General features: G+C 55.0%; 12 protein-coding genes and 2 tRNA genes. 4 read left to right on the forward strand and 10 right to left on the reverse strand.

Annotation, left to right across the window (positions count from 1 at the left end; all coding sequences use genetic code 11):
- The first annotated feature begins 731 nt into the window (after positions 1 to 731).
- The 3 genes from C8R21_RS06785 to C8R21_RS06795 all read left to right on the forward strand — a co-directional run bounded on the left by C8R21_RS06785 (position 732) and on the right by C8R21_RS06795 (position 5,436).
- Entirely contained in the window at positions 732 to 2,936 is a 2,205-nt protein-coding gene (locus C8R21_RS06785; protein ID WP_107762031.1) for a primosomal protein N', read from the forward strand.
- A 159-nt stretch (positions 2,937 to 3,095) separates the two neighbouring features.
- The gene (gene argH, locus C8R21_RS06790; protein ID WP_107762032.1) at positions 3,096 to 4,517 is read left to right on the forward strand and encodes an argininosuccinate lyase; all 1,422 of its coding nucleotides are present in this window, start codon (positions 3,096 to 3,098) and stop codon (positions 4,515 to 4,517) included.
- Between the two features lie 25 nt (positions 4,518 to 4,542).
- Entirely contained in the window at positions 4,543 to 5,436 is an 894-nt protein-coding gene (locus C8R21_RS06795; protein WP_107762033.1) for a fructosamine kinase family protein, read from the forward strand.
- 17 nt (positions 5,437 to 5,453) lie between these two features.
- Here C8R21_RS06795 and C8R21_RS06800 read toward each other — a convergent pair whose 3' ends face one another.
- Genes C8R21_RS06800 through C8R21_RS06820 form a run of 5 tightly spaced genes read right to left on the reverse strand, consistent with a single transcriptional unit; the run spans position 5,454 to position 13,877 of the window.
- Positions 5,454 to 7,061: a peptide chain release factor 3 gene (locus C8R21_RS06800; RefSeq protein WP_107762034.1), complete on the reverse strand. Its 1,608-nt coding sequence runs from the start codon at positions 7,059 to 7,061 to the stop codon at positions 5,454 to 5,456.
- 17 nt (positions 7,062 to 7,078) lie between these two features.
- Entirely contained in the window at positions 7,079 to 9,178 is a 2,100-nt protein-coding gene (locus C8R21_RS06805) for an ABC transporter ATP-binding protein (protein ID WP_107762035.1), read from the reverse strand.
- Between the two features lie 36 nt (positions 9,179 to 9,214).
- Positions 9,215 to 10,675, reverse strand: a complete 1,461-nt coding sequence (locus tag C8R21_RS06810) for an ABC transporter permease (RefSeq protein ID WP_107762036.1) — start codon at positions 10,673 to 10,675, stop codon at positions 9,215 to 9,217.
- A 21-nt stretch (positions 10,676 to 10,696) separates the two neighbouring features.
- Positions 10,697 to 11,674 (reverse strand): ABC transporter permease, encoded by a 978-nt coding sequence (locus C8R21_RS06815; protein WP_107762037.1) that lies wholly within the window; start codon positions 11,672 to 11,674, stop codon positions 10,697 to 10,699.
- A gap of 10 nt (positions 11,675 to 11,684) precedes the next feature.
- Positions 11,685 to 13,877, reverse strand: a complete 2,193-nt coding sequence (locus C8R21_RS06820; protein WP_219906624.1) for an ABC transporter substrate-binding protein — start codon at positions 13,875 to 13,877, stop codon at positions 11,685 to 11,687.
- Between the two features lie 358 nt (positions 13,878 to 14,235).
- Between C8R21_RS06820 and C8R21_RS06825 the strand changes: the two genes are divergently transcribed.
- Complete coding sequence (locus C8R21_RS06825; RefSeq protein WP_107762099.1) at positions 14,236 to 15,018, forward strand: enoyl-ACP reductase FabI; 783 nt, start codon at positions 14,236 to 14,238, stop codon at positions 15,016 to 15,018.
- Positions 15,019 to 15,031: 13 nt separating this feature from the next.
- Here C8R21_RS06825 and C8R21_RS06830 read toward each other — a convergent pair whose 3' ends face one another.
- The 5 genes from C8R21_RS06830 to lon form a co-directional block, all read right to left on the reverse strand.
- Entirely contained in the window at positions 15,032 to 16,963 is a 1,932-nt protein-coding gene (locus tag C8R21_RS06830; protein ID WP_258192294.1) for a SurA N-terminal domain-containing protein, read from the reverse strand.
- An 11-nt stretch (positions 16,964 to 16,974) separates the two neighbouring features.
- Positions 16,975 to 17,051 (reverse strand) — tRNA-Asp (locus tag C8R21_RS06835).
- Between the two features lie 14 nt (positions 17,052 to 17,065).
- Positions 17,066 to 17,141 (reverse strand) — tRNA-Val (locus tag C8R21_RS06840).
- 14 nt (positions 17,142 to 17,155) lie between these two features.
- Positions 17,156 to 17,428 (reverse strand): HU family DNA-binding protein, encoded by a 273-nt coding sequence (locus C8R21_RS06845; protein ID WP_107762040.1) that lies wholly within the window; start codon positions 17,426 to 17,428, stop codon positions 17,156 to 17,158.
- Positions 17,429 to 17,596: 168 nt separating this feature from the next.
- Complete coding sequence (gene lon, locus C8R21_RS06850; protein WP_107762041.1) at positions 17,597 to 20,008, reverse strand: endopeptidase La; 2,412 nt, start codon at positions 20,006 to 20,008, stop codon at positions 17,597 to 17,599.
- Between the last annotated feature and the right edge of the window lie 53 nt (positions 20,009 to 20,061).

Below are 20,061 nucleotides of genomic sequence, written 5' to 3' on the forward strand. Positions count from 1 at the left end.
CCAAACTTGTACCACTTCGAGTCATACCACAGCGACATGTCGTAGTCCCGGCCACTCGTCTTGGCCTGGCTCGACGTTCCCATCGTTGTTGCCATTTTGCTTCCTCCTGCTATCTTGTTAATCAAGTACTGCCTTGCTTCCAGCAGCCGCTTCCTCCCTCTCTAACCCGGCAGAAGCGCCTGCCCTTCATGCTGCCTGATACTTCCAACTTCCGATGTCCGCCTGCTGCCGCTTCCACTACCCAAAAACCGGCTTGCAAGAACAAACTGTCGCTTACTTACCCATACCGGTACCACCAAATATCGGCAACCAGACCATACCACCCCATCCCTGGTACCACCCATATTCCCGCTACCAGTACTTTACATACCCATAAGCCCGTAAAGACTACTCCCCGCCATACACTTAAGTCAAGCAGTTTGTCAGTGGGCAAATAGGGCAAAATGCGCGATAATTTATTGATCCTTAGTCATACCAGGCATTCCAAAGGCTCCAGCATATCTCATGCCAGAAATATTATTTATATAAAATTCAAAGGGTTGTGCATTCTCATTATATTTTTATTATACCGGATGTAAGAAAACTCGACATCTCCCGGGGCCCAGAGAACCCGGATAGGGGAGACATCAGCTGGGAAGCGAGTCATTCTTGCCTGACCGACAGGATTCGTATTTCATCCCCGCCGCGTTTATCATACCCCCTTTCCACCCCCGATCACCGCTCGGCCTGGCATGTCCATCATTCGCGTTGCGCTTGATAAGCCTTTGAATATACTTTTCGATTATCTCGCCCCGGCAGGAGTAACGAAACAGGATATCGGTTGCCGCGTATTCGTTCCCTTTGGAAAAGGCCGGATGGCGGGGGTTATCATGGAAGTGGCCTCTCACTCCGACATTTCCCCGGATAAGATCAAGCAAGCCGACCAAGTATTTCGCGATGTTCCACCCCTGCCACCGGAGTTGCTCGATTTATTCCGTTTTTGCAGCGAGTATTACCACCACCCACTGGGAGAAGTGGTAATGAATGGCCTTCCGGCCAGATTGCGCAGCAGTCAACCTTTTTTCATTCGCACGGCGCCGGCCATTTTTCAATACCGCCTTACGGCGAAGGGCCGCGCTGTCGATATATCGGCCATTCCAGGTCGCAGCATTGCCGGACGCAAGCTTCTGGTAAAGCTGAAGGAATCCGGGATGATCGAAGATGGGGAGGCAAAACAATTTTCCAGGCGGACTTCTGAAGTCATGAAGGAGTTTGTCGCTTTGCAATGGGTGGAAGAAATACCTGTTGCACCTCCCGTCGTTCCGGCTTCTTCGCCTCAAGAAACACAGGCGCTTCCCGTCCTGACCACTGCGCAGAAAAACGCGATCGATGCGATAGTCCCGAAAATGGGGGAATTCAATACATGGCTGCTGCATGGGGTAACCGGCAGCGGAAAAACGGAGATATACCTGCGGTTGATTTCACTGCTGCTGCGCCAGGCACGGCAGACGCTCGTCCTCGTCCCGGAGATCAACCTGACGCCTCAACTGGAGGCCATCTTCCGCGCGCGCTTTCCCGGCGTACGGCTGGCCAGCCTCCATAGCGGGTTGAATCCCACCGAACGCGCCGAGGGGTGGGTCCAGGCACAACTTGGAGAAGCCGAAATAATACTGGGCACCCGGCTCGCTGTATTTACTCCACTGCCAAGGCTGGGAATGATCATCGTGGATGAGGAGCACGATCTCTCATTCAAACAGCAGGAGGGCTTGCGCTACTCGGCCCGGGATGTCGCTGTCTTTCGTGCAAAGCGCGCCGGGATACCCATAGTATTGGGCTCGGCCACTCCGTCGCTTGAAACCTATTACAACGCCATTACGAGACGCTATCTCCTCTTGCGCCTGCCCTCGCGCGCCGCCGACAATGCCTCCCTGCCAACCGTGCATTGTATCGATATCGGTAAAATAAAAACTCAGGAGGGCTTTTCGCCTCCAGTCATTACCGCACTGGAAAAATGCCTGGCATCAAACCAGCAAAGCCTGGTTTTTATAAACCGCCGTGGCTACGCGCCAATTCTGCTATGCAGAGCATGCGGGTGGACAGCTGTCTGTCACCGCTGCGCCAGCCGTCTGGTCGTCCACTTGCGCGAAAAAAAACTGCGCTGTCACCATTGCGGCCATCAAGCGGGATTTCCCAGCCTCTGCCCGGAATGCGGGAATCAGGATATTGCTCCTTTTGGTCACGGCACACAACGAATCGAAGCTGCGTTGACCCGGCTTTTCCCCCATGCCCGTATCGCCCGGATAGATCGCGACAGCACGAGGCGGAAAAATTCCTGGCAGCGGATATTGAAAGATATTCGCGAGCAGCGCGTGGACATGCTCGTGGGCACGCAGATTCTCGCGAAAGGACACGATTTTCCAAATCTGTCGCTGGTCAGTATCCTGAACCCGGATGCCTCCCTGTTCAGCACCGATTTCCGTGCATCGGAGCGATTGTTTGCCCAACTGATGCAGGTAGCCGGGCGCGCCGGGCGTTCAGGTACTCTCGGCGAAGTTTTGATTCAAACCGAGTTCCCCGATCACCCGCTCTACCGCGCACTGCGCCAGCACGATTACGACACGCTTGCCCGGATGCTGCTGGAAGAAAGGAAAACCGCGCGCTTCCCGCCATTCGTCCATCAGGCTCTATTACGGGCCGACGCCCCGGCAATTGCTACCGCACTTGCCTTTCTTGCCAATGCGGCAACCATGGCAAAAGCGCCACACCAGATTGAGGTATTTGATCCGGTTCCGGCACAAATGGCGCGGCTGAAGGGAATGGAGCGCGCTTATCTGCTGGTGCAGTCGAGGTCCAGGAAGAAGCTCCAGGAATTCCTCGGGAGCTGGCGCACGAAGCTCGACAGCCTTCCCAGCCATAAAGTGCGCTGGACGCTGGACATCGACCCGCTGGAATTCTAGGAATATCCGGCGCATAAATTCCTCTGGAACATTCCTGACCCAGGGCTGCGGCATTGTGACAGATGATTTGATTTATACTCGTTACTTTCTTTTCTGAAACAACGATAGAAAGTGGTTTCAAAGGACTCCACCTTTGTCAGCCATTCCACCGGAAACATTATGACGGCCTCAAAAAGCACGGAAGCGCTGCCCGGCGATAACACAAACACATGGTCAGGACGCTTTGATGAGCCAGTTTCGGAACTGGTTCAGCGTTATACCGCGTCGGTGGGTTTCGACAAGCGACTGGCAGAGTACGATATCCAGGGATCCCTCGCACATGCGCGCATGCTCGCTGCGGGTGGCATTATCGGTCATCATGACCTCGCCGCCATCGAACGGGGCCTGAGCCAGATCCGGCAGGAAATCCAGGGTGGCGAATTTGTCTGGCAGTTGGCCTTGGAGGACGTTCATCTCAATATCGAGAAGCGCCTGACCGCGCTGATTGGTGACGCCGGGAAACGGCTGCACACGGCACGTTCCCGCAACGACCAGGTAGCGACGGACATACGGCTCTATTTGCGCGCCTCGATCGATCGGATCATCGACCTAATCCATGTCATGCAGAACGCGTTGCTGCATCTGGCCGAGCAGCATCTCGATACGGTGATGCCCGGCTTCACGCACTTGCAGGTGGCGCAACCCATCGTCTTCGGACACCACCTCATGGCCTATTTCGAAATGCTGAAACGCGATGTGGAGCGTTTGTCCGATTGCAGAAAGCGCGTGAACAAACTCCCGCTGGGAGCCGCCGCGCTGGCAGGAACAAGCTATCCCGTTGATCGCGCGATGGTAGCTCGGGAACTGGGTTTTGAGGGTGTCTGCGAAAATTCTCTGGATGCCGTTTCCGACCGTGATTTTGCCATTGAATTCTGTGCGGCAGCAGCGCTGATCATGACGCATCTGTCGCGCTTGTCCGAGGAACTCATCTTGTGGATGAGCCCATCTTTCGGATTTATCGACCTGGCTGACCGCTTCTGTACCGGCTCATCCATCATGCCGCAAAAGAAAAATCCGGACGTGCCCGAGCTGGTGCGCGGCAAGACCGGGCGCGTGAACGGCCATCTGGTCGCATTGCTGACCCTGATGAAGGCCCAGCCGCTCGCGTACAACAAGGATAACCAGGAAGACAAGGAGCCTCTCTTCGACGCAGTAGACACCGTGACGGATACGCTGCGCATCTATGCCGACATGCTGGCTGGTATACGCGTCAAGCATGCTGCCATGCGGGAAGCAACGACGCGCGGCTACGCCACTGCGACCGATCTCGCCGATTATCTGACAAAAAAGGGATTGCCTTTCCGTGAAGCGCACGAAGCAGTGGCGCAAGCAGTGCGCTTTGCCGAAAAAAACAACCGGGATTTAAGTGCGCTCACCCTGCCGGAACTGCAGCAATTCTCTCCGTTGATCGAGGACGACATCTTCACTGTGCTGACTCTGGAAGGGTCGTTAAATAGCCGTAACCACATTGGGGGAACTGCGCCGGTACAGGTTGCCGCCGCCATACGGCGGGCAAGGGAATGGCTACTCCGCAACCGCTAGCCGGGAAATTGCCTGAAGCAATCTTATGCAATCCTGGCCAGAGATCGCAGCGCAAATTTCCCATTCCACCGGTGCTCCTTTTACCGTACAAACCACTTCCCCCCTGGGTGGGGGTTGCATCAATCAGGCATATCGAATCGAAGGGAACGGCCAACGGTTCTTCGTCAAACTGAACAGTCCGGAATGTCTTTCGATGTTTGAGGCAGAGGCTGCGGGTCTTCAGGAAATTCGTAATTCCCGCACCCTGCGTGCGCCTGCGCCAATATGCTGGAGCGGAAATACTTCTGCGGCGTGGCTGGTGCTGGAATATGTGGAGATGGGTGGTGGCTCCGGCGGCTCCAATAGCGGCGCCAGTGCGTTGGGAGAAGGGCTGGCTGCAATGCACCATGTCTCTTCCGGGGGATACGGATGGATACGCAATAACACCATTGGAGCGACCCCGCAAGTCAACGCGCCTTCGTCCAACTGGATCGATTTCTGGCGCAAGCACCGTTTAGGGTATCAATTGCAATTGGCGAAGGCCAATGGCTACTCGGGGCGGCTGCAGACGCAGGGGGAGCGATTGATGGGGGAACTGGATCGCTTCTTTCCTGACGGACAACCTGCCGTGTCGCTCCTGCACGGCGACCTCTGGAGCGGTAACTACAATTTCGATGAAACGGGGCAACCCGTCATATTTGATCCTGCCCTCTATTACGGTGACCGCGAAACCGATATTGCGATGACTGAACTGTTTGGCGGCTTTCCCGGCAGTTTTTATGCGGCTTACCGGGCGGCCTATCCGCTGGATGCGGGTTATGCAACCCGCAAAACCCTCTATAACCTGTATCACATACTGAACCATCTCAACCTGTTCGGCCGAGGATATCTCAGCCAGGCGGAACAGATGATAGGCAGGCTGCTCGGGGAAATCCGCTGAGGTTCGCTTCGAGGCTGTCAGACATCGACAGCCTCCTGAAACACAAGTCCGGCGTGCTCGCGCATTTTGTAGAAACGAATGTGTTTCCAGTTTTCTTCGGCCACGCTGAGTTCCGCGCCGAAGGAAGCCAGGAATGTCGGCGCGCCTACGGCATCGTAGGCAATGCGGTGGGCGTTGGTATCGATGAAGCGTTTGAGTTCACGTGCATCCTCAGCGGTAACCCATCGCGCCAGCTGGTATTTTGCCGGGGCAAGTCGAGCTTCCACGCTGTATTCATGCTTGAGGCGATGCGCGACGACGTCGAACTGCAAAGCCCCGACCGCGCCGAGCAGCAGCGCACTGCCCAGGTGAGGCCTGAAAACCTGGATCGCACCCTCTTCGCCCAATTGCGCCAGCCCCAGTTTGAGCTGCTTGCTGCGCATGGGATCGGCAATCTCCACCGTCTGAAAGATTTCCGGCGCGAAAAATGGCAGGCCGGTAAACTGCAAGCGCTCTCCTTCTGTCAGCGTATCCCCGAGTTGCAATGTCCCATGGTTGGGAATGCCGATGATATCTCCGGGATAGGCAACGTCGAGCAAATCGCGGCGCTGGGAGAGGAAAGATACGACCCCGTTGGTACGAATATCCTTGTCGTTACGCGTGATTCTCAGGTTCATGCCGCGTTCGAACCGGCCGGAACAGATGCGGACGAAGGCGATACGATCGCGGTGTGCCGGATTCATGTTGGCCTGAATCTTGAACACTACTCCCGTAAACCGCGGTTCGTTCGGCTGCACGTGACGCTGCAATGCGCTGCGTGAACCAGGTGGCGGGGCAAGACCTACCAGGGCATCCAGCACTTCACGCACGCCGAAGTTATTAATGGCCGAACCAAAAAAAACCGGAGTCTGGCGGCCTGCGAGAAACGCTTCCTGGTCGAATTCCGGCGAAGCGCCACGTATCAGCTCGATCTCCTGCTGCAGATTCGCAGCCTGGTGTCCAAAACGTTCTGCCAACAGCGGATTATCCAGGCCTTTGATGATTTCATCTTCATCGTCCAGCCTGTCAGAACCGGGATGAAAAACACGCATGTGATTGTGCCGCAGATCGAAGACGCCTTGAAAACTGCGTCCCATCCCCATCGGCCATGTGAACGGCACCGCTGCCATGCGCAGTGTTCGCTCGATCTCATCGATGAGATCGAGCGGCTCGCGCACTTCCCGGTCCATCTTGTTTACAAAAGTGATAATGGGGGTATTACGTGCACGGCACACCTCCAGCAAGCGTAATGTCTGGGCTTCCACGCCATTGCCGGCATCGATCACCATGAGGGCGGCATCCACTGCGGTCAGCACCCGGTAAGTGTCCTCCGAGAAATCCTGGTGCCCCGGCGTATCGAGCAGATTGATGACACAATCTCCATACTCCATCTGCATGACCGAGCTGGCAACCGAAATGCCCCGCTGCTTCTCGATCTCCATCCAGTCGGAGGTGGCATGACGGCTTGCCTTCCGCGCCTTGACGCTGCCGGCGATATGGATGGCGCCGGCGAATAACAGTAATTTTTCCGTGAGTGTCGTTTTACCGGCATCCGGGTGAGAAATTATGGCAAACGTGCGCCTGCGCGCCACTTCCTGACCAACCATTCGAGGTATTCCTTATCTTATGCCTGTGTTTTACGGTCTGACTGCTCCTCGTCTTGAGGATAAAGATAGCAGTGTGCCGTATGCGTTGAACTGAATATGCTTGCTCCCGGGTAGTTTTTACGGCAGACCGGCATGACGTGGGAGCAACGGGGATGAAAATGGCAGCCTTGCGGCGGGTTGGCGGGCGACGGAAGGTCGCCGTGCAGGCGAATAACCTTTCGCTTCGACTCCAGTTCGATAACGGGAACAGCGGATAACAGTGCCTGGGTATAGGGATGACGGGGGCTGCCCAGAACTTCGTCCACGGTCCCCCGTTCCACTATCCTTCCCAGATACATGACCGCGATCTCATCCGCAATGTATTCGACTACTGAAATATTATGGGTAATGAATAGATAGCCCAAGCCCAGATTGCGCTGCAGTTCCCTCAACAGATTTAAAATCTGGGCCTGCACCGACACATCCAGTGCGCTGGTGGGCTCGTCACATACGATCAACTTCGGGTTGACGGCCAATGCGCGGGCAATGGCTATCCGCTGACGCTGTCCGCCGGAGAACTCATGAGGGTAACGCCATTTGGTCTCTGCTGGCAGGCCGACACTTTCGAGTAACTCATCCACTCTTTTTTCCTTGGGCTCTTTTCCGTCATCTTCGACCCCGAGGGCGTTCATTCCCTCTTCGATAATATCGATAATGCGCATTCTGGGATTGAGTGACGAATACGGGTCCTGGAATATAAGCTGGAATTCGCCGCGCAGTCTCCTTAACCGGTTGCGCTCCAGACCTACCAGTTCCACCCCGTTGTAGCGCACGCTACCCCCCGTGGGGGGGATGAGTTGCAGCATGGCTTTTCCTGCCGTCGTCTTTCCGCAGCCGGATTCTCCCACCAGCGCCAGCGTTTTGCCCCGGTCAATCCTGAGCGAGATTCCGTCGACTGCCTTGACGTATCCCGCTACACGCCTCATCAAGCCCTTGTGGATAGGGAAATAAACCTTCAGATCAGTAACGGATAACAGGGAACCATCAGGCGTTGATTGCTCCGTTCCAGCACTGGGGAACGATTCAAATTCCCAGCTTTCCGCATCCAGCGTTGCTGGCGCGCCAGCTTGCCCCGAAACCGCCGGTTTGACGATCTTTGATCCAAAATTCTGATTAAAGAGGTGGCATCTTACCTGTTGCTCTCCGGTCAGCGCGGTCCATCCCGGTGCCACCTGATGACACAATTCCCAAGCTTGGTCGCACCGGTCCGCAAAACGGCAGCCAACGAATTCCCGTGACAGGGAGGGAACGTTGCCCCTGATCGCATCCAGCCGATGACCCTGCTTGCGCCTGTCTCTGCCGGGTAAGGCAGCAAGGAGCTTGCGGGAATAGGGATGTGCCGGACCACGAAAAAATGCCTCACGGCTCGCCGTTTCCACGATTTCCCCTGCATACATTATTCCCACTCGATGCGCCATCTCCGAAGCCACGCCGAGATCGTGGGTAATCAGCAAGATTGCCATGCCACCCTGCTGCTGCAAGCCGCGCATGAGCTCCAGCACCTGCGCCTGGATGGTCACATCCAGCGCGGTAGTGGGCTCATCGGCAATCAGGAGTTCAGGCTCTCCGGCCAGGGCCATGGCGATCATTATCCGTTGCTTCATTCCGCCGGAAAACTGGAAAGGATATTCGTTCATGCGGCTTGCTGCATCCGGTATTCCCACCTGATCCAGAATTTGCACGATGCGTTTTTCCGCCGCTTGTCCACGCAAGTCGAAATGGCGCTGCAATACCTCGCCAATTTGCTGGGCCACGGTCATCACCGGATTGAGGCTTAGCATCGGCTCCTGAAAAATCATGCCAATGCGCTTCCCGCGCACATTGCGCATGGCTGCCTCCGGAAGCAGCAGCAGGTCTTCGCCGCCCAGACGGATAGAACCGCCCACGATTTCGCCAGCTTCCGGCAATAGCCGCATTATCGAAAGCGCAGTGATGGATTTGCCACACCCGGATTCCCCCAGGAGTGCAAATGTTTCACCCTTCATGATCTGCAGCGTAAGCCCATCAACCGCCCAGACGGGCCGTAGCTCCGTATGCAGAACGGTTTCGAGATTTTGGATTTCAAGAACTGAATTCATGACGGGAGAGAATCCTCTGCGGAAGAAGGGAACTGGTTACGCACTCTTCCCGATGCTTTTCCGGCGCCATGTTCTCGCCAGCGCAGACAGAGTCTTCATCCTTGGATCGAACGCACTCTGTACCGCATCGGCAAAGAGATTCGCGCTCAGGACCAGCGCAAACATGAAGGTGAAGGCGGCAAACAACGCCCACCATACCATCGGTTCCCGCGCCATTTCCAGGCGCGCAGCGTTGATCATGGTGCCAAAGCTGATGGTTGAAGGATCGACACCCACTCCCACGTAGGACAGTACAGCCTCTGCCAGCACCAGCCCGCTGAAATCCATCACGGTAGTGATCAGCACGATGTGCATCACGTTGGGGATAATATGGCGGCTGATGATGCGCCAGTGGGAAACGCCGAACGCATGGGCTGCCTGGATATATTCCATTTCGCGCAGCTTCAGGGTCTCGCCCCGCAGGAGCCGGCAGAGGCCAGTCCAGCTTGTAACCCCCAATATGACACAGAGAAACAGCAATCGGAGATCAGCGCGCGCAGCGATTGTATCGAACAGCTCGGGATGAGTCTCCATATAAACCTGCATCATCAGCACAGTGGCAGCGATCAGCAGAACACCCGGAATCGAACTGAGCGTGGTGTACAGGTATTGAATCAAGTCATCTACCCAACCCCGGAAATAACCTGCGGCAACTCCGAGAAGCAATGCAAAAGGAAGCATCATCAGTGTCGTGAGGGTTCCTATGAGAAGTCCGGTGCGGATACTCTTGAGGGACTGGTAAAATACGTCCTGACCCACCTTGTCCGTGCCAAGAATGTGGTAATCACTGCACAATGCAAGAGCGGCACCGCCAAGCAGCAGTATCAGGGCGAGCGTCACAAATACCGCTCTCCATGGCACCGGAGTAATACCCTGCCAGATTGTGGAAAGCGTGGAAACAAACCTTTCACCCCTGCAGTGCGCCACGATCGCTGTCACCGATGTCGCGATCAAGAACCAGAGCAGCAGGGCAAGGCCCGCGCCTGTTCCAGCTCTGGTGGCGATATCGCCGAAAAGCTGAGTTTCCGGGTCCTGCAGGTGCGCTCCGCCGAATTTCAGGCGGGGAAATTCGCGTACCTGCCCTCCACCCGGCAACTCCACCGTTTCCCGAGCGTAGAGATGCGTGGCGAAAGGCGCCGAGTAGGTCGTTTCCACCTGTGTGCGCAGAGGCGTTGCAAGCAGGTCGAGCAGGCTCAACACTTCGACCCCGTAAGCAGCTTCGCTGCCGCCATTGCCGTTTTCGATGGCGGGACGCAAATGTATCGTATCGAGCAACCCGATAACGATAAAGAACATCAGTATGGTGAGTGCCGCCATGCCGCTTGCGCTATGTCCGACGCGCCGCCAGGGCGCGAGAAGATGTTCATGGCGCCGCACCTGCCAGGCAAAGATAACGATTACGGCAACCAGAACGTAGACGAGCGCATCGGTCCACAGGATTACAGGCTTGAAAGACATGTCAACCTTGCCGGAATATTGTCATTCCAGCCTTATCCTCGGATCCACCAGCGTATAGGAAATGTCAGTCAGTATCAGGCCGACGATATAGAGCAGCGATCCCAGGAACACCATCACGCGCACCACGGCAAAATCCTGAGAGTTGATCGCATCGATGGTATAGCTGCCCAATCCCGGAATGCCGAAAAATGATTCCACGATCAGGCTTCCCAGAAACAGCAGGGGAATTACCACAACGGCTCCTGTAAGAATCGGAATCAGGGCATTCTGCAGCACATGCCGAAACAGCACGGCACTTTCCGGCAGGCCCTTGGCCCGGGCAGTACGCACGTAGTCCTTGCCCATTTCCTCCAGAAAAAGTGTTCGATACCAGCGCGTGTTTGCACCGGCCGCGCTGATGACGCCGATAATCACCGGCAGCACCAGGAACTTGGCCGAATCCAGCCCCTGGCCATAACCTGATATGGGCACGAGATGCCACAATTTGCTGATCAGAAATTGCCCCCCTATAATATAGAACAGGCTTGAGATGGACATTAGCGCGACGCATAGTACCACACCCCAAAAATCCACGTAGGTAGCCCGAAAAAACACCATTGTCAATGCAAAGGTGATATAGACGATGAGTCCCAGCACGAATACCGGAAGTGCAATGGCGAGACTGGGCAGCATGCGCGTCCTGATTTCGTAGGCGATGTCGCGTCCGTCATCGGCGTGACCGAAGCGGAACGCGAACATGGCGACGGATTTCTCGAAAAATATGGTGCGGGTAAGTTTTTCGAGGCCCTCCTCGGCATTGTTGAACATCAGCGGCTGATCGTAGCCGCGCTCCTGTTTCCACTTGGCGATGGCCTCCGGTGTAACACGCTTGATGCCAAGCTGCATGCGCGCCATGTCGTCGGGCGTGTTCACGACGAAAAACAAGGTGAAAGTAATCAGGTTCACGCCCACCAGAATGGGGAGCGCATACAGGATGCGCCGGATGATGTAATTAAGCATCACCCACCCTTCACCCCTGAGCTTCCATTTTCAGCGCGGCATCCGATATTCCTGTTCCTCGTTCCCTACGCCGGTAAACAAGCACGGCGGGAAGCAGGCTCCCGGCCAGCGCAATCAATCCTGCGATAGCAGGCCAGACAATCGGTTCATTCCATTCGCGCCGCTTCTGCTCGCGCAAGACTCCGTCTATGCGCAGATATTTGACATTGTTGTTTGACAGTCTGTTCGGTTTGACGTTGCCATACCATGAGTGATACAGGCCATAATCCTTGGGATGATAGCCCCACAGCCAGGGTGCATCATGGCGAAGGATATTGACCATTCTATCGATGATCTTCTGGCGCACAGGACCGTTCTCCATATTCTTCATTTGTTCGAACAGCCGGTTATATTCGGAATTGGAGTAATTGGAAGCATTCTCGCCTTCATTGCCTACCTTTTGCTGCGGACCATGTAGCAGGAACAGGAAGTTCTCCGGATCTGGATAATCAGCGTTCCAGCCCCACTCGAAAATCTGGGCATTGCCCTTGCGAATCTTGTCCTGAAAGCGGTTGTAGTCCGTGCTGCGGACCACCAGCTGGATATTGAGTTTCTGAAATTGCTTGCGCATCCAGTCGAGGCTGGATTTATCCTCCGCGCCGCGAGCCGTTACGTCGAAATAAAGTACGAGCGGCTCACCGGTTCTGGCGTTGATGCCGTTGGGATAGCCTGCTTCAGCTAGTAATGCCTTGGCCACCTCGATCGGCTTGCGGCGGGGCCGCCCGTCTACCCACTCATAGACCACGGGGTTGATGCCTTCTTTGCCCTCGCGATGACCGGCGATGCCTGGAGCAATCGGGCCTTGCGCCGGAATACCGCGTCCGTTGGCGAAGATGGAGACATACTCCTCGTAATCCACTGCAATGGAAATCGCCTGGCGCAACTTCCTGGCCGATTCGCGGCCACGTTTCCCTACACCGCCGACTATCGGGTCGAACATATTGAAGCCGACATAATTCGTGGAAGTCGCAACAGCCGTTTCCAGCCGAATACCCTGTTCCTTCATTGCCTCGGTTACGGTAGCCTCTCCCTGTCCTGTCAATTGCACGGCCTGGTCGAAGCTGTCGGAACCGATATTGGATGCATCATAATAACCCTGCAGAAACTTGTTCCAGCGTGGAATACTTTCCTTCTCCCGGCTGTATATGACCTTTTCTATGAAAGGCAGCGGTTTGCCGGCGTCTTTCAGCAGCCCCCCTTCCGCATCCCCCGGCATTCCCTCGGAAGGGTAAGTTTCGCCATGAAAATTGGGGTTCTTTTCCAGCACCATTATTCGGTTCGGATTGTTTTCCGAAAGCATGTAAGGGCCGGTCCCGACGGGATACCAGTCGAGGTTGATATTTTTTTCCGACAAGCCTTTCTGGCTGTAGAAGCGCTCCGCCTCCCAAGGAATAGGTGCAAAAAAAGGCATTGCCAGCCAGTACCTGAACTGCGGATATTTGCCCTTGATCTTGATGCGATAGGTATACCGGTCCATCACCTCTGCTCCCTCCAGGGGATAACGCGCAAGATCCAGGTAATCCTCACTGTCCTGTTCGCGACCGCTCTGCTCCCCCTGCTCCCTGGAGCGTTCTTTGGCCGCCATCTCGAGCGTTGCCGCATATTCCTTGAGGCCCACGATGTAATCGGACATCAGGCCGAAAATAGGAGAGTGCAGCCGGGGATGAGCCAGCCGCTTAATCTGAAAAACGTAATCCGCAGCAGTGAGTTCCCGTGAGCCGGTTTGCGGAAAATCGCTCAACCTGTATATGCCACGTACATCCTCCTCGCCAAGCCTGTGATAAAGGAACTCTCCCTGTGAGTCCCTGGCAAAGGCCGGATGAGGTTGATAACGTATACCGGACTTGATTGAAATTTCATAAACGGTAAAGGCGATCTCGGCGGAGTCCACATTGTCGCTCAGGCGCGCGCCTTTTTCGTCAAAATAATGCACCTCGGGCATTTTCGTCGCGGTAGCGGGAATCAATTCGTAGGGACGTTTCAGGTAATGGTATTGCAGCGGCGGTTCATATATCTGCGCCGTAAAAAGAATCTCATTGGAGCTGTATGACTGCACCGGGTCCAGGTGCTTGGGACGCTCGGCAAAAGCAGCATAAAGTATATTTTTTTCCGCATCCACGGCAGGATATGGACTGTTCCACGGGTTGCCGCTGCAGGCGCACATCAGAACAACAAGGAATGCGGGAAGGAAATGCGTCGCTGGCAAGGTTGCGGTCTTATTCAAAAATCGGGTAAACACAGGCTTGATGGTACAGCGGCAATTCTTGATTCCTCATGAGCAGATTTTCGGCAAACCTTGTGATTCTACAAGCATGCAACAGTTGAAGCTATAATGCCGGGAGTTGGCCAGGTTCAGCGTATACTTCAGTTCGACGCTATACATCACGTTATTTGCCCGTGTATCTTGACCCGCAGTTTCTTCAGGAGTTCAAGCCGACCGCATGACTTCGGGATATCCGGACGAACAGGGACGCCGTATTTCCATATTTCACATCATTACTCCAACGCCGCAAGGATATGACATGACATTTCTCGCCAGCAAGCGCATTCTCATCACGGGCCTTCTGACCAACCGTTCGATTGCATATGGCATCGCAAAGGCGATGCATCGCGAGGGCGCCCAACTTGCCTTTACTTATCAAGGGGAAGGTGTGCGTGAACGGGTCGAAAAAGTCATTAAGGAATTTGACAGCGATTTGCTGTTTCCCTGCGATGTTTCAAAGGATGAGGAAATCGACCGATGTTTCGATGATCTGGCAAAGCGCTGGGACGGTCTCGATGGCATTGTTCATTCCATTGCCTTTGCTCCACGCGATGCACTCAGCGGAGATTATCTTGAAACCGTAAACCGTGAGGCTTTTCGTATTGCCCACGATGTCAGTTCCTACAGTTTCGCTGCGCTGGCAAAAGCCGCCCTTCCGCTGATGCAGGGGCGAAATGGCGCGCTTCTAACGCTTTCCTATCTGGGTGCAACAAGGGTGATGCCGAATTACAACGTTATGGGACTGGCCAAGGCAAGTCTCGAAGCAAATGTCCGCTTCATGGCGTCCAGCCTGGGTCCCAAGGGAATACGCGTCAATGCGATTTCGGCAGGGCCGATCAAAACGCTGGCTGCGGCAGGAATCGGCAATTTCGGAAAGCTGCTGAGCTACACGGAGAAGGTCGCGCCGCTGCGGCGTAATGTATCGATCATGGATGTGGGCAACGTCGCCGCCTTTCTATGCAGTGATCTGGCAGGCGGCATAACAGGTGAAATTACCCATGTCGATGCCGGATTCAACACGATTGCCTTCGACACCCTCTAATCCCGGAGCATGACTACTTCTCGAAGTTCTCACTGACCGATACATCATACCTTTTCTTGATTCCATCCAGATAGGATGAAAATTCTTCCTGGGCGAACAACTGGCTTAGTTGGCCTGCAAAACTTTTTCGCTCCTCTGCGCTGGGCGCCGGCGGCTCGATGACACGGTCAACGCGAATCAGGGTAAAACCACCCCGAGCATTCGGCAGGCCTGAATAGGCCGGGAGGTGATCTGTTTCAGCCCTGAAAATTGCCTGTACCGTCTCATTGTCAAAACCCTGGCGCTCCCTTCTGGAAACCTGCTGGCGGGGAGTCCACTTGATTGCGGCAGTCTTTCCCTGCTGCAACTGTGCAAGCTGCTCCTTCCCTTCATTTACCGCTGCCTTGGAAGCCTCCTCCCGGGCGATCAACACCGCAATCTTATCTCTCAACTCCTCTACAGAAGGGGTAGTGGCCGGCCTGTAGTCCAGCACTCTGGCTGAAACAAGCGTGTTGGGAGAAACTTCGATCGCCTCCGTGTTGCGTTTATCCTTGATCGCGTCTTCCGAAAATATTGCCTGAAGCAGCCTTTCATTGTTGAAATAGGGCGGCTCATCCGAGTTCATCCGAACCCAGCCGCTCTGCTGTATGCTCAGGCCAAGACTTTCCGCAGCTGGTTTCAGGCTATCGCTCTGCTCATACACCATGTTACTGAAGCTGTCCGCCATTTCACCAAACGTCCTTGCAGCTTTCTGTTTCTTGACGTCCTGTTCAACCTGTTTCTTCACTTCCTCGAAACTCGCCTGCTTTCCGCCTCTTGTCTCTGCCAGCAGGATGATATGAAATCCATGCTCAGTTTCGACGATATCGCTGATTTCACCCGGCTTCATCCGGAAAACCACGTCCTCGAATGATTTCGTCATCATGTTGCGTGCGAAAAAACCGAGATCTCCGCCCGTCTGCGCTGAGCCCGGATCCTGGGAATGCTGTTTCGCAAGCTCCGCAAAACGCTGTGGGGATTTTCTGACTTCGGCCAGCAGTTCCTCAGCTTTGGCGCGCGCTGCCGCCCGATCAGAAGCGGAGGCCGAGGCAGGTGCGCTTATGAGGATATGACTCGCGCGGCGTTCTTCGGGTTGTCCGAATTCGGGCTTGTGTTCCTCGTAATATGCCAGCGCTTCATCGGCGGTTACCTGCGCCTTCTCGGCCAGCGCATCCATCGATAACACCACATATTCGACCTGCGCCTGCTCCGGCAACCGGAATTCGGCCTTGTGCGCCTCGTAGTAGGCTCTGATGGCGTCATCACCTGGTTTGACGTTCGCCACAAACTGCTCCGGCTGGATTTGAACGATACTCACCTCACGCTTTTCGTCACCCAGGCGCAGGATTCTTTCCGCCACGGAATGGGAAATAAACGCATTTTTGGAGAAAGGATCAACCAGTTGCTGTCGCATCAAATCCTGACGCAGGCGTGCTTCAAAAGCGCGCGCGCCCATTCCCTGGCTCCGCAGCCATTCTTCATAGCGCTGCTTCGAAAAATTTCCGTCTTCCTGAAATAAATCGATGTTCTGGATCATCTCGACCAGTTGCACGTCGGATACTCCTAGTCCAACGCGAAATGCCTCCTCTCGCAGCAAGCGCTGCTGGATCAATCCTTCCAGGATGGCCACCCTCACTTCCGGTCTCTCCAGCAGCGCCGGGCTGAAATTCTCTCCCATCGTGGCGCGCATATTCTCCTGCTGATTGCGCAGCGCCTGCTCAAATTCCTGGCGTGAAATTTTTTCTCCTGCGGCGAGCGCAACGTGGTCACCCGCACCGTCACTGCGATAGGATTCCACGCCCCAGAAAACGAACGGTAAGGTGGCAAGTCCCAGGATGATCTGAACGATGCGTCTTTTCTTGTTGACGAAATCAAACATTGAATGACGGAAAACGAATAAAAAAGGCGAACTCGCGTTCGCCCTCATATAAACAGATATGGCGGAGTGGACGGGACTCGAACCCGCGACCCCCGGCGTGACAGGCCGGTATTCTAACCAACTGAACTACCACTCCAGTAAATCTGACTCTGGTGGGTGCTGACGGGGTCGAACCGCCGACATTCGCCTTGTAAGGGCGACGCTCTACCAACTGAGCTAAGCACCCCCGCCGATAAGCCGCTAGTTTACTGCATCCTTGAGCGCCTTGCCAGCAATGAATTTAGGAACCTTGGTGGCTTCAATCGTGATGGCGTCGCCTGTACGGGGATTGCGGCCGGAGCGGGCTGCACGCGTGCCTACCTTGAATGTCCCAAATCCTACCAGTGTTACAGTCTGGCCTTTCTTAAGAGCGGCTTTGATCGCTTCCAGCGCGCCGTCCAGCGCATTTCCCGCCGAAGCTTTGGAAATGTCCGATGATTTCGCGATGGCATCGATGAGTTCAGCTTTATTCACGTGATTCCCCTTTCATTATTGTTAAGAGAGTAAAAACCCTGCAAACGTTTTATATCAAGCGATTTGTGCCTGGTCAAGCCATTGTAAAAATATTTCCGCTTCGCCTTTATAAGACCTTTGCAGGTTATTAGCCCCCTATCACTCCTGTTATACAGACTCTTTAACAATCTAGTGCTTGATGACCGCCGGCGTCACATCGCCTTCCACCGCAACAGGAGCGGGAACGGATGAAGGAGCAGGCGGAAGCGGTTCGGGTTTGGATTCCAGGGCCAGATCCAGCACCTGATCTATCCATTTGACCGGATGGATATCCAGCCTGTTTTTGATGTTCTCCGGGATTTCGTTCAGATCTTTAACGTTATCCTCGGGAATCAGCACGGTCTTTATGCCGCCGCGGTGCGCTGCCAGCAGTTTTTCCTTGAGCCCGCCAATTGCCAGCACCTCGCCGCGAAGTGTGATCTCACCAGTCATCGCGACAGTTGCGCGTGCCGGAATGTTGGTCAACGCCGATACCATCGCCACGCAGATACCTATACCGGCACTGGGGCCGTCTTTCGGTGTCGCACCTTCCGGCAGATGGATATGGATGTCGTTCTTCTGGTAAAAATCATCCGCAATACCCAGAGCCCTCGACCGGCTGCGAACCACCGACAGGGCAGCCTGGACCGATTCCTGCATGACCTCGCCCAGTTTTCCGGTCGTGATGGATTTACCCTTGCCTGGCAATACCACAGCCTCGATCGTCAGCAATTCTCCCCCGACCTCGGTCCAGGCCAAGCCTGTCACCTGCCCGATCTGGTTCTTTTCCTCCGCGACGCCATAGGTGTAACGCCTTACGCCGAGGTATTTGTCGAGGTTCCTCCCAGTGACGGTAATCCGCTTCTGGCCGCCCTTCAGCAGTAAGGCCTTTACCACTTTGCGGCATATTTTGGAAATTTCGCGCTCCATCGCCCGCACACCTGCTTCGCGGGTGTAATAGCGCGTGATATCCCGCAAGGCCGACTCCGAGACGGTCAGCTCATTCTCCTTCAAGCCGTGATTTTTCATTTGTTTTGGCAACAGATAGCGTGTCGCGATGTTGAGTTTTTCGTCCTCGGTGTAACCTGAGAGCCGGATTACTTCCATGCGATCCAGCAGCGGCGCAGGGATGTTCAACGTATTCGCGGTCGCGACGAACATCACGTCCGACAGATCATACTCAACCTCGACATAGTGATCGACGAACGAATTATTCTGCTCGGGATCCAGCACTTCCAGGAGTGCGGATGACGGATCGCCCCGAAAATCCATGCCCATCTTGTCCACCTCGTCGAGCAGGAACAAGGGATTCTTCACGCCCACCTTCGCCATGTTCTGCAGGATCTTGCCCGGCATGGAACCGATATAGGTGCGGCGATGACCACGTACCTCCGCTTCGTCGCGAACGCCGCCGAGCGACATGCGGACGAACTTCCGGTTGGTGGCGCGGGCAATCGATTGCCCCAATGAAGTCTTTCCTACCCCGGGTGGCCCCACCAGGCAGAGGATGGGTGCTTTCAACTTATCCACGCGCTGCTGTACCGCCAGATACTCGACAATCCGTTCCTTGACCTTTTCCAGGCCGTAGTGATCCTGCTCGAGCACGGCTTCCGCAACGCTGAGGTCCTTGCTTATCTTGCTTTTTTTCTTCCATGGCAGGGCCACCAGCGCATCAATATAATTACGCACCACGGTGGCTTCAGCCGACATGGGCGACATCAACCGCAGTTTTTTCAACTCCGATTCCGCCTTGACGCGCGCCTCCTTGGACATCTGGGCACTTTTGATCTTCTTGTCCATCTCTTCCAGATCAGCGCCTTCCTCGCCTTCACCCAGTTCCTTCTGGATGGCCTTCACCTGCTCATTGAGATAGTAGTCCCGCTGGCTTTTTTCCATCTGCCGCTTTACACGGCCACGAATACGCTTTTCCACCTGAAGTATGTCAAGCTCGGTTTCCAGCAGACCAAGCAGGTGCTCCAGCCGCTTCGGCACATCGAAAATTTCCAGCACTTCCTGCTTCTGCTCAAGCTTCAAAGGCAGGTGCGCGGCGATGGTATCAGCCAGACGGCCTGCTTCATCTATCCCACTGAGCGAAGTCAGGATCTCCGGAGGAATCTTCTTGTTCAGCTTCACGTACTGATCGAACTGGGCCAGCATGGCGCGGCGCATCGCCTCGACCTCATGGTTATCCACGGCATCGGGCGGCAGCAATGCTGCCTCACCGGCAAAGTACGTACCATCATCAACCACTTTCATGATGCGCGCGCGGCGACCGCCTTCCACCAGTACTTTCACGGTACCATCCGGCAGCTTGAGCATTTGCAGCAGGTTTGCGACGCTGCACACCCCGTACAGATCTTCGGGCGCGGGCTCGTCCTTGGCTGCAAATTTCTGCGCCACAAGCAAAATGCTCTTGCCGGATTCCATCGCGATTTCCAGCGCCTTGATGGACTTGGGCCGGCCGACAAACAGGGGAATCACCATGTGCGGAAAAACCACCACATCGCGCAATGGCAACAAAGGTAATGAAATCTGATTTTGATCGTTCATGGGAGAGGACATATCGGCTCACCTATAAGAAACAAACGATAGTTATGGGGACGCCGTAAAGAAAT

It is taken from the genome of Nitrosospira multiformis, assembly GCF_003050865.1.
GTDB classification, from domain to species: Bacteria; Pseudomonadota; Gammaproteobacteria; order Burkholderiales; family Nitrosomonadaceae; genus Nitrosospira; species Nitrosospira multiformis_E.